This is a genomic window from Vibrio sp. R15-SG3-ISO1B, from assembly GCF_059833835.1.
Window position 1 is genome coordinate 16320 of the sequence record NZ_JCBDGG010000021.1, and the last position, 11563, is coordinate 27882.

An 11563-nucleotide genomic window follows, 5' to 3' on the forward strand; every position below is an offset into this window, starting at 1 on the left:
GAAGATTCTCCTATGATTGAGGCCTTAACCTCTCTTCAACAGCGCAACAACGCTCAGCTGCAAGCTTGGCTCGATAGCTACCCACACCAGCATCTTCCGCTACTGGAGGCCATGCGCTATGGCTTACTGCTCGGTGGAAAACGCGCGCGACCTTTTTTAGTGTACATCACCGGCCAGATGCTCGGATGTGAGTTGGAATCATTGGACACGCCCGCAGCGGCGGTGGAATGTATCCACGCTTATTCCTTGATTCATGACGACCTACCCGCGATGGATGACGATGAGCTTCGCCGTGGCCAACCGACTTGCCACATTAAGTTCGACGAAGCGACCGCGGTGCTCACGGGTGATGCATTGCAAACGCTCGCCTTTACCATTTTAGCGCAAGGCCCATTACACCCTGAGGCCGAAAGTCTACGTATAAAGATGGTACAGGAGTTGGCGAATGCCTCGGGCGCCAATGGTATGTGTTTAGGTCAAGCGTTGGATTTAGCAGCGGAAAATCGCGCCGTGTCTCTTGAGGAGCTCGAAACCATCCATCGGAACAAGACGGGGGCACTGATGAAGTCTGCAATTCGTCTTGGCGCCCTCGCCGCCGGTGAACGAGGAGTCGAGGTACTGCCACATCTTGATCGTTACGCCGATGCCATTGGGCTGGCGTTTCAAGTCCAAGATGACATTTTGGACATCATCAGTGATACGCAAACGCTCGGCAAACCGCAAGGCTCAGACCAAGCGCTCAACAAAAGTACCTATCCCGCTTTGCTAGGATTAGAGGGAGCCATAAACAAAGCTCACACTCTGTTTAATGAGGCGCTTCAAGCATTGGAAGCGATCCCCTACAATACAGAATTACTGGAAGAGTTCGCCCGATATGTCATCGAGCGCAAGAACTAACACTATAAGCGCGCATAACTATGACTCTTGATATTTCAAAGTATCCGACACTTGCACTGGCTGACACGCCGCAGGAGCTACGCTCGCTGCCGAAAGATGTGCTGCCAGCGTTGTGTGACGAGCTACGCACCTACTTACTCAACTCGGTGAGCCAATCGAGTGGTCACCTTGCCTCCGGCCTTGGTACGGTAGAACTCACGGTCGCTTTACACTATGTCTACAATACGCCATTTGACAAGTTGATTTGGGACGTGGGTCATCAAGCTTACCCGCACAAGATTCTGACGGGTCGCCGTGAGCAAATGCCAACTATTCGTCAAAAAGACGGACTGCACCCCTTTCCTTGGCGTGAAGAGAGTGAGTATGACACCCTCTCTGTCGGACACTCATCCACATCGATCAGTGCTGCGCTCGGCATGGCGATCAGCGCTGGGCGTGAAGGGAAAGATCGTAAAGTCGTTAGTGTAATTGGTGATGGTGCCATCACCGCAGGTATGGCGTTTGAAGCGATGAACCACGCCGGTGACGTTCACCCTGACATGCTGGTGATCCTCAACGACAATGAAATGTCCATTTCAGAAAACGTTGGTGCACTTAACAACCATCTTGCGCAAGTGTTGTCTGGCAGCTTGTACACCTCGATTCGTGAGGGGGGCAAAAAAGTCCTCTCTGGCGTGCCGCCGATTAAAGAGCTGGTTCGTCGTACCGAAGAGCATCTAAAAGGCATGGTGGTACCAGGGACTCTGTTTGAGGAGCTGGGCTTTAACTACATTGGTCCTGTTGACGGCCATGACGTTAATGAACTAGTGAAAACGCTAAAAAACATGCGCGAACTCAGTGGGCCACAGTTTTTGCATATCATGACCAAAAAAGGCAAAGGTTATGAGCCCGCAGAAAAAGATCCCATCGGTTATCACGGTGTACCTAAATTTGATCCAAGCCACAGCTCGCTGCCAAAAAGCAGCGGCGGTAAGCCGACATTCTCAAAAATCTTCGGTGACTTCCTGTGTGACATGGCGGCCATCGACCCGAAATTGATGGCCATCACGCCAGCCATGCGCGAAGGCTCTGGCATGGTGCGCTTCTCTAAAGAGTTCCCCAAACAGTATTTCGACGTTGCGATCGCAGAGCAGCATGCTGTGACCTTAGCAACGGGCATGGCGATTGCAGGCAATCACCCTATTGTCGCGATCTACTCGACCTTCTTGCAGCGCGGTTACGATCAACTGATTCATGACGTCGCGATCATGGACTTGCCCGTCATGTTTGCCATCGATCGCGCCGGTCTGGTGGGCGCTGACGGTCAGACCCACCAAGGGGCATTTGACTTAAGCTTTATGCGTTGCATTCCGAATATGGTCATCATGGCGCCGAGTGATGAGAATGAATGCCGACAAATGCTTTACACCGGCCATCAGCATCAAGGTCCTAGTGCCGTTCGTTATCCGAGAGGCAGCGGCATGGGCGTTGAGATTGAAACCGAGTTCACGGCACTGGAGATCGGTAAAGGGCGAGTGGTTCGTCAATCTCGCCACTCTCAAGAGGGCCCGAGTGTCGCTATCTTGAGTTTTGGTACCTTCCTTGCGAACGCACTCGAGGCGGCTGAGGGCCTAGATGCCACAGTTGCTGACATGCGCTTTGTTAAACCGCTTGATGAAGCTCTGATTCTTGAACTGGCAGCGCAACACGATGTGCTGGTTACCATTGAAGAAAACGCGATTGCGGGCGGCGCAGGTGCAGGCGTGATTGAGTTCATGATGAAGAATAAGCTACTCAAACCTGTGCTTAACCTGGGTTTACCGGATGAGTTTATTGCTCAAGGTACACAAGAAGAGTTGCATCAAGAGCTTGGCCTAGATGCAAAGGGCATAGAGCGCGCGATTCGCGATTATCTTGCTTGCTAAGCGCGTACTTTACCATTTAACGCACTTGCCCTAACAATTCAAGTCATAAAAAGAGCGCAGACCCAGTCTGCGCTCTTTGCGTTTGTGTTCTCATCAATCCGTTAAGCGTTCGAGCGGCCAAGACATCGACGCCATGATCCTCAGCCAACACTCATCGACTGGCGCAACGATGGTGATGGGCTCTTGGGTATAAGGATGAACAAAACTCAACCGCGAGGCATGCAGCATCAACCTGTGTGCATCAAAGACGTCACGAAACAATCGATTATGCTTACCATCACCATGTGTAGTATCACCGACGATAGGGTGCCTCAGGTGGGCCATATGGCGTCTAAGCTGGTGCTTGCGACCGGTAAGAGGCTTTAACTCCATTAACGCGTAGCGAGACGTAGGGAACAGTCCTGTGGAATAAGGCACCTCCGCTGTTGCCAGTGGACGATAATCGGTAATGGCCTCTTGCGCTTCCTTTTCTTGGCTCGCGAACTTGTCGGCGATTTTATCCAACTCTAACTTAAGCGCGTAGTCGAGGCGAGCCGCCTCATGAATCCAACCGCGCACAACGGCATGGTACGTTTTCTCCATTTGATGTTCAGCGAACATCGGCATCGCCTCTGCTGCCACTTCACTGGACAACGCAAACATCAGCACGCCCGATGTTGGTCTATCTAAGCGATGAAGAGGAAATACATGCTGACCAATTTGATCGCGAAGCGTCTGCATCACAAATTGCGTTTCGTGCTTATCCAACCAGCTGCGGTGTACCAACATACCCGCAGGCTTATTGACCGCGACAAAATACGCATCTTGGTAAAGAATCTCTAGCGTCATTGACACACCTCATCCACCTGTCTTATCAGTTCAAGCAACGGCTGATAGTCGCTGTTTGACTGCCAACACTGCTCAAAATAGGGCGCGATAGCAAAACCGCTCGGAAGAGGCTCACCGTTCTCGATCATTGCGGTCATTTTGTCGACAAAGATCCATTGAAGCCAAGCTTCAGGAGCAAGCTTATCCATCGCAAAGGGCTGTGCGCTCACAAGTTGTGACTCATCAGGTCGAGTATGTTGCCAAAGTTGTAATGCTTGCAGTTGCGCTTGAATAGACGCAAACAAGGTGAGCAATTGTTGTTGCTGTGTCATAAACCTAAACGTGAAACCTTGAAATTAATGATAAGAGTACCATTTATAGAGGAAAGAAAGTTAGGACAATTCATCGATGGATACCATTCACTCACTCACTGACCTGCTGAAAAACAGCCATTGCGACTACCGTGTCTACGATTTAGGCCGTCGCATCAGCGTCATTGATGCTCAGACATTTTCTGATGTGGAACAAGGACAGAAACCCTACCCTTACCCACTTCAACGTAAAGCACACCTCGCGATCGCCTATTGGAATGAACACAAGCAACCTTGGATTTGGTTTTTAAAATTCGAGTTGGATGAGCGCGGCTTGTTTCAACAATCGGACATTGGCCAATTTATTAAATACGTCATCGAGGCGATGGGCTCACGCTTAAATCAAGAGATGAGTGAGGAGCAGCAACAGAAGCTATCCAACAACCCCTATACGTTCAAACCCAGCGATGACAAAATGGCGGTTTTCCATAGTCAAATTCGTGCCGAGCTCGACCTTCCTTGTAGTCAGTACTATGAACACGCGCAACACTATTTCTCAGGTGGATTAGGCTTTGAACAATGGCAGACTGTCGGGCTTCAAGGCATCAGTGATATGTGCGCACGTCTAGGACGTGACCAAAATGGCGTGCATATACGTAAGTCCCTCACATCGCTGCCTAGCCAGCCCCTGTATGCTCTGCTTGGGGTGCTCGAACATACGTCACCACTACCAAGCAAATTAGCCGAGCGACTCAGTGAAATGGCGCACAAGGAGATGGAGGCCAAAACGCCGGATCTGTTTTTGCTCTCCGCACTGACTCGTGCGTTATCGGGCAGTCACCATCAACTGAGTCACCGCTTGGTTAAAACCCTCTTAGCCTCTCCGCGGCTCAGTCATCAAGAAGTGCTCATCGCTATTGCTGGCCGCTGCTGGCACTGGCTGTCAGATCAAGACATCGCAGAGCAGTTCTTGCTGCGACTGGCGCAAACTGGTAATCAAACACTCTTTAATCAGCTGTTTGCCGATCTGGTGATGCTCCCTGAGCTGCGTATGGTCCTGCTGCCGTTGCTCCACACCAGCCCCTCCCCAGAGTTGGCTCAAGCGCTGCTGAACCTTCAGAAAGCGACCAAAGCCGAGTAGAAAAGAGGGCGTATGATTGACAACTTGCTGGCCATCCTGGCACTGAGCTTTGGCTGTTTTATTTTTTGGCAACATCGTCGTCAGGCCGAGATCGCCAAAGCAATCGCCATACGTAAGTGCGACCAATTAGGCTTACAGCTCTTAAGTGTGGCGCTAGATGGACACAAACTAAAAACGCCACAAGGTCAGTGGCGTTGGCATACGATTTACCTGTTTGAATTTTCGTCGCTTGGTGACGACTGTTATCAAGGAACGATCACCATGCAAGGGTTTCACCTGCGTGATATCTGGTTAGAGCCACATCGCCTGTAGACGCACAAAGGATTAAACACGCAGGGCCGCTAGACTAACGTCCGTAGGAAAAAGCATCGATAGGAAAAAGCGTGGAATAAGAAAAGCCCCGATACTTACGTATCGGGGCTATAGTCTTACTCGCAGCAGTCCGGCTACAAAAGGTGCTCCATGCATCTTCCTTATTAGTGACTGTGATCCGTCAGTCTCTTCCTACTTCGCCATCCTAGCGGTGTCCTGTTTGTCCTTTGTGCTAACCTTCCCCGTTAGCGCTCATCACTTGTTCCTTGAGCGGTGTCCTTGGCATCTTCCTGATGCTGTCCTGCCTCATCCTAGAGGGGTCCATTTCGTTCCTTGATCGCTAATGTCCTATCAGCGAAACCGTGTCCGTACGGCTATCCTAGCATCCTGCGCGATTGTCCATCCTGGCCAATCCTCTTCATCCTGAAGAGTGCAATCCGTGCTGTTTCCTGTTCCGTGTCAGCATCCTTCCGACAGGGATTAATTTACGTGATTGACGATTTTGGACAAGTCTGATGGTCATTTCTTTTATGTTTACAACTCATAAACAACACAAATAATCAAATACTATCAAACGGTTATATTCCACTATTGATATAAGAGCTAGCAAAATGACGAATTTTTCTCACACTCTTTGTGCGAGATCTCGCACACGCAATTACCAAAATTTCTATTCGTTTTCTTCATCGTCGACGAGTATCATGTGATCGATTACACACAAGGAGTCACTATGCTTACTCAGGATGTTAGCCAAGAGCTCAAACAAGTATTAGAACAACTCAGCCAAGAAGGCAAAGAGCCGACGGTTGCCTTGGTCAAAGCCCGGCTTTCTACTCCCATTCCCATGCCAGCGCTGATCACAACGATTAAAAGCTGGAAATCGTCACAGCGCGTACCAAAAGTTGAAGTCGCGGCAAAGCCGCCGCTTGAAGAAGATCGCGTTGCTCAACTTGAGCAGCAAGTACGCGAGCTCACCGCCCGATTAGCAGCAATTGAAGCGAAGCTAGGCTAATAATCCAACGAGCCCGACAAATAAAAAGGCTTGGCATTTCACTGCCAAGCCTTTGTTTGTATACGTTTGCGTAATGCTAAGATTACCAGCCCGTCACTTCGCGGAGACCTTTACCGATCTCAGCCAGTGATTTCACCGTCTTAACACCTGCCGCTTCAAGTGCAGCAAATTTATCTTCCGCTGTTCCTTTACCACCTGAAATGATCGCACCCGCGTGGCCCATACGTTTGCCAGGAGGCGCAGTGACACCCGCGATGTAAGAAACAACTGGCTTAGTGACATTTTCTTTGATGTACGCCGCCGCTTCTTCTTCCGCAGTACCGCCGATCTCACCGATCATTACAATCGCTTCCGTTTCAGGGTCTTCTTGGAACAATTTCAGGATATCAATGAAGTTTGAACCTGGAATTGGGTCGCCGCCGATACCCACACATGTTGACTGACCAAAGCCTTCGTCTGTCGTCTGCTTAACCGCTTCGTAAGTAAGCGTGCCAGAACGAGACACAATACCGACTTTACCCTTCTTATGAATGTGACCCGGCATGATACCGATCTTGCATTCGTCAGGAGTAATAACGCCTGGACAGTTTGGACCAATCATGCGAACGCCAGTTTCTTCCAACTTCACTTTCACGTCGATCATGTCCGTGGTTGGGATGCCTTCGGTAATGGTAACGATAAGCTCAATACCCGCGTCGATCGCTTCTAAGATCGCGTCTTTACAGAAAGGTGCTGGTACATAAATCACAGTGGCTGTTGCGCCTGTCGCCTCAACGGCTTCACGTACGGTATTGAATACCGGTAGGCCGAGGTGAGTTTGGCCACCTTTGCCCGGAGAAACGCCACCGACCATTTGCGTGCCGTAAGCAATCGCTTGTTCAGAGTGGAAAGTGCCTTGACCGCCGGTGAAACCCTGACAAATTACTTTGGTGTCTTTGTTAATTAGTACAGACATTATTTGCCCTCCGCAGCAGCAACAACTTTCTGAGCTGCGTCGGTAAGCGACTCAGCTGCAATGATATCAACATCAGAATTCGCAAGCACTTCACGACCGAGATCGGCGTTTGTACCTTCTAAACGAACCACAACCGGTACGTTTACACCTACTTCTTTAACCGCACCGATGATGCCTTCTGCGATCATGTCACAGCGCACGATACCACCAAAAATGTTGACGAGTACGGCTTTAACATTGTCATCAGATAAGATGATCTTAAAGGCTTCAGCAACACGCTCTTTCGTCGCGCCGCCACCCACATCTAGGAAGTTTGCAGGCTTGCCACCATGTAGGTTAACGATATCCATCGTACCCATCGCTAGGCCAGCACCATTGACCATACAGCCAACGTTACCATCAAGTGCAACGTAGTTTAGCTCCCACTGAGCAGCGTGTGCTTCACGCTCATCTTCTTGTGAAGGATCGTGCATTTCACGCAGTTTAGGCTGACGGTAAAGTGCGTTGGAGTCGATGTTAATCTTACCGTCCAAGCAAAGCAGGCTGCCTTCACCGGTAATCACCAACGGGTTGATCTCAAGCAGAGCAAGATCATATTGAGAGAACATAGTGCCAAGACCCATAAAGATCTTCACAAATTGTTTAATTTGGTCACCTTCAAGGCCAAGTTTGAAGGCAAGTTCACGGCCTTGATAAGCTTGAGGGCCAACCAATGGGTCAATCGCCGCTTTGTGGATCAGTTCTGGCGTTTCTTCTGCCACTTTCTCGATTTCCACACCGCCTTCGGTTGAGGCCATGAATACGATTTTACGACTTGCTCGGTCGACAACTGCGCCAAGGTAGAGTTCATTGGCGATGTTAGACGCTTCTTCAACCAAGATCTTAGTAACCGGCTGGCCATTCGCATCAGTTTGGTAAGTCACTAGGTTCTTACCTAGCCACTTTTGCGCAAACTCTTTTACGCCGTCTTTGGTTTCGTGCAGTTCTACACCGCCCGCTTTACCACGTCCACCCGCGTGAACCTGACATTTGACTACTTTCTTGGTTGTCGAAATTCGACCGGCTGCTTCGTACGCTTCTTGAGGCGTGCTGCACGCGTAACCTTTAGGTACAGGCAAACCGAATTCTGCAAACAGCTGTTTGGCTTGATATTCATGCAAATTCATTTTGATATTCCGTTTATGTTCCCTTAAGGGATTATTATTTCCATAACGTCGCAGCGAACTGCATTACGTCTGTAGGGTCTTCTCAAATCAACCGCATATCTCGTTACCGACACTGCGATTCAAATGAAGGCCAGACAGTTGAGCGAGTCTAGCCTTTGAAACTTTAGACGTCTAGCTATCTAAGACAGCTAGACGTTTCAGCGATATTAAACGTCCAATAACAGACGTGCTGGATCTTCCAGTAGCTCTTTGATGGTCACTAGGAAGCCAACGGATTCACGGCCGTCAATCAGACGGTGGTCGTATGAAAGCGCGAGATACATCATCGGCAAGATCTCGACTTTGCCATCCACCGCCATTGGACGATCTTGAATTTTATGCATACCCAAGATTGCTGACTGAGGTGGGTTGATGATTGGCGTTGACATCAATGACCCAAATACACCACCGTTAGTGATAGTGAAGTTACCGCCCATCAATTCGTCGACCGTCAACTTGCCATCACGACCTTTAATCGCAAGCTCTTTGATGCCTTTCTCGATATCTGCAAAGCCTAGGGTGTCACAGTCTTTCAATACTGGCGTCACTAAGCCACGTGGCGTCGATACCGCCATGCTGATGTCGAAGTAGTTGTGGTAAACGATATCGTCACCATCGATTGACGCATTCACTTCTGGGAAACGCTTCAACGCTTCCGTCACCGCTTTGACGTAGAAAGACATAAAGCCAAGGCGAGTGCCGTGGCGCTCTTCGAACTGATCTTTGTACTGTTTACGCAGGTCCATGATAGGTTTCATGTTCACTTCGTTAAACGTTGTCAGCATCGCGGTGTTGTTCTTCGCTTCCAGTAGACGGTTAGCCACTGTCTTACGAAGACGCGTCATAGGCACACGTTTTTGGCTACGTGCCGCTGCTGGCGCTTCAACGGCTGCAGGCGCTGCCGCTTGAGGTGCTGCTTTCGCGTTCGCAAGGTGCGCTTCAACATCTTCACGCGTGATGCGACCACCTACGCCCGTGCCTTTGACTTGGCTCGCTTCAAGGCCATGCTCACCGAGCAGGCGACGCACTGCTGGGCTAAGTGCATCGTTGCTTTCTTCGCTCAATGACGCCTTGTGACGCTTGTCTGGTGACGCTTCTGACGCTTCTGTTGTGTCAGTCGTTGGCTCACCGGCGACCGCACCTGGCTTAAGTTTGGCAAGAAGCTGCTTCGAGAGCACGGTTGCGCCTTCGACTTCAATAATGGCTTCAAGTACACCCGCTTCTGGCGCTGGGACTTCTAGAACCACTTTGTCCGTTTCAATATCCACCAACACCTCGTCACGCTCTACAACGTCACCAGGTTGTTTGTGCCACGTCGCGACCGTAGCGTCAGCAACAGATTCAGGTAAATCTGGAACCAGAATTTCAATTGTCATATCGGTTTCTTCCTTTAACTTCTAGTTCTTAATCCGAAGTTTTTGTATTCACGTTTAGCGCGTCTTCAACTAGCGCCTTTTGCTGTTTCAAGTGTACTGACATATAGCCGACCGCAGGAGATGCTGACGCAGGACGGCCCGCGTATTTAAGATCTGCGCCTTTCGGAATAGCAGCACGGAAGTTGTGTTGACTGCAGTACCAAGCCCCTTGGTTTTGTGGCTCTTCCTGACACCAGACAAAATCTTCCACGTTGGTGTATTGTTCGATAGCGGCTTTCACCTCTTCCAGCGGGAATGGGTAAAGCTGTTCGATGCGAACAATCGCGACGTCGTCTTGTTCATTGCTACGACGCTGCTCAAGTAGGTCAAAGTAGACCTTACCGGAACAGAACACGACACGTTTCACTTTGGCTGGCTCTAAGTTGTCGATTTCGCCAATTGCCGCTTGGAATGTGCCATCGGCCAATTCATCCATAGTAGACGTACACAAAGGATGACGCAGCAACGACTTCGGAGACATCACAATCAGAGGACGACGCATCGGGCGAACCACTTGACGGCGAATCATGTGGTATACCTGAGCTGGCGTAGACGGCACTACCACTTGCATGTTTTGCTCTGCACATAGCTGTAGATAACGTTCTAGGCGTGCAGAAGAGTGCTCTGGTCCTTGACCTTCATAGCCGTGCGGCAACAACATCGTCAAACCACACAAACGGGCCCACTTCTGTTCACCAGACGAGATAAACTGGTCAATCACGACCTGCGCGCCGTTGGCAAAGTCACCAAACTGCGCTTCCCATAGCGTCAGGCCGCCCGGCTCAGCGGTCGCATAGCCATATTCAAAGGCAAGCACGGCTTCTTCAGACAGCACCGAGTCAAATACCTGGAACGGGCCTTGTTTGTCGTGGATGTTAGACAGTGGCACATACGTGCTGGCGTCCGCTTGGTTGTGCAGTACTGCATGACGGTGGAAGAAGGTGCCGCGACCTGAATCCTGACCGGAGATACGAATACGCTTACCATCGTCAACCAAGGTGGCATAGGCTAAGGTTTCAGCCATACCCCAGTCGACCGCTTTCTCACCGCTTAACATAGCTTGACGATCGTTGTAGAGCTTATTCACTCGGCTCTGGAGCTTGTGGCTCTCTGGGTACTGACAAATACGTTTGCCTAGTTCAAGCAGACGCGCTTTATCAAAGGTATTGCTCCACGGCATATCCCACTCGTGGCCAAGGTATGGAGACCAATCCACTGAGTGCAGAGCCATCGGGCGCCACTCTTTGACCACCACTTCACCACGATCAAGTGCATCACGGTATTCGTTGACCAGTTGCGTGGCCACGTCGATACCGAAATCACCGCGCTCCATCAACACATCGGCGTAGAGCTTACGTGGTGTGGGGTGCTTCTTAATTTTTTGATACATCAGCGGCTGAGTCGCGTTCGGCTCGTCCGCTTCGTTGTGACCGTGACGACGGTAACAAACCAGGTCAATCACCACATCGCGTTTGAATTCGTTACGGTAGTCAAGGGCGATACGCGTCACAAACGCCACCGCTTCTGGGTCGTCTGCGTTGACATGGAAGATCGGTGCTTGGACCATCTTAGCGATGTCCGTACAGTACATGGTTGAGCGCGTA

Annotated in this window: 11 protein-coding genes; 5 read left to right on the top strand and 6 right to left on the bottom strand. The window is 50.3% G+C overall.

The window, feature by feature from the left end:
- Window positions 1-12: 12 nt before the first annotated feature.
- Window positions 13-897 (top strand): (2E,6E)-farnesyl diphosphate synthase, encoded by an 885-nt coding sequence (gene ispA / locus AC6R0S_RS05945; RefSeq protein ID WP_500630651.1) that lies wholly within the window; start codon window positions 13-15, stop codon window positions 895-897.
- Between the two features lie 20 nt (window positions 898-917).
- The gene (gene dxs / locus AC6R0S_RS05950; RefSeq protein ID WP_500630652.1) at window positions 918-2801 is read left to right on the top strand and encodes a 1-deoxy-D-xylulose-5-phosphate synthase; all 1884 of its coding nucleotides are present in this window, start codon (window positions 918-920) and stop codon (window positions 2799-2801) included.
- A 93-nt stretch (window positions 2802-2894) separates the two neighbouring features.
- Here the strand turns inward: dxs and truC are convergent, their stop codons facing one another.
- Both truC and AC6R0S_RS05960 read right to left on the bottom strand, forming a co-directional pair.
- Window positions 2895-3629, bottom strand: a complete 735-nt coding sequence (truC, locus tag AC6R0S_RS05955; RefSeq protein ID WP_500633871.1) for a tRNA pseudouridine(65) synthase TruC — start codon at window positions 3627-3629, stop codon at window positions 2895-2897.
- Window positions 3626-3940 (bottom strand): YqcC family protein, encoded by a 315-nt coding sequence (locus AC6R0S_RS05960; RefSeq protein WP_487902606.1) that lies wholly within the window; start codon window positions 3938-3940, stop codon window positions 3626-3628. The genes truC and AC6R0S_RS05960 overlap by 4 nt, the downstream gene beginning before the upstream one ends.
- 76 nt (window positions 3941-4016) lie before the next feature.
- Here AC6R0S_RS05960 and AC6R0S_RS05965 point away from each other — a divergent pair, with 76 nt between their 5' ends.
- The 3 genes from AC6R0S_RS05965 (at window position 4017) to AC6R0S_RS05975 (ending at window position 6384) form a co-directional block, all read left to right on the top strand.
- Entirely contained in the window at window positions 4017-5060 is a 1044-nt protein-coding gene (locus AC6R0S_RS05965; protein WP_500637443.1) for a DUF3549 family protein, read from the top strand.
- Window positions 5061-5072: 12 nt separating this feature from the next.
- Complete coding sequence (locus tag AC6R0S_RS05970) at window positions 5073-5372, top strand: DUF3301 domain-containing protein (RefSeq protein ID WP_500628853.1); 300 nt, start codon at window positions 5073-5075, stop codon at window positions 5370-5372.
- A gap of 730 nt (window positions 5373-6102) precedes the next feature.
- On the top strand, window positions 6103-6384 hold the full coding sequence (locus AC6R0S_RS05975) for a hypothetical protein (protein WP_500630655.1): 282 nt from the start codon (window positions 6103-6105) through the stop codon (window positions 6382-6384).
- Between the two features lie 82 nt (window positions 6385-6466).
- On the opposite strand, the gene sucD is transcribed toward AC6R0S_RS05975, so the two are convergent.
- The 4 genes from sucD to sucA form a co-directional block, all read right to left on the bottom strand.
- Complete coding sequence (sucD, locus tag AC6R0S_RS05980) at window positions 6467-7339, bottom strand: succinate--CoA ligase subunit alpha (protein ID WP_334555206.1); 873 nt, start codon at window positions 7337-7339, stop codon at window positions 6467-6469.
- A complete protein-coding gene (gene sucC / locus AC6R0S_RS05985) occupies window positions 7339-8505 on the bottom strand; it encodes an ADP-forming succinate--CoA ligase subunit beta (RefSeq protein WP_334555205.1) in 1167 nt (388 codons plus the stop codon). The genes sucD and sucC overlap by 1 nt, the downstream gene beginning before the upstream one ends.
- Window positions 8506-8711: 206 nt before the next feature.
- Window positions 8712-9920 carry a 2-oxoglutarate dehydrogenase complex dihydrolipoyllysine-residue succinyltransferase gene (odhB, locus tag AC6R0S_RS05990; RefSeq protein ID WP_334555204.1) on the bottom strand — a complete coding sequence of 403 codons (1209 nt, stop codon included), beginning with the start codon at window positions 9918-9920 and terminating at the stop codon, window positions 8712-8714.
- A 28-nt stretch (window positions 9921-9948) separates the two neighbouring features.
- On the bottom strand, window positions 9949-11563 hold a 1615-nt coding region (gene sucA, locus AC6R0S_RS05995; RefSeq protein ID WP_500637444.1), incomplete at its 5' end, for a 2-oxoglutarate dehydrogenase E1 component.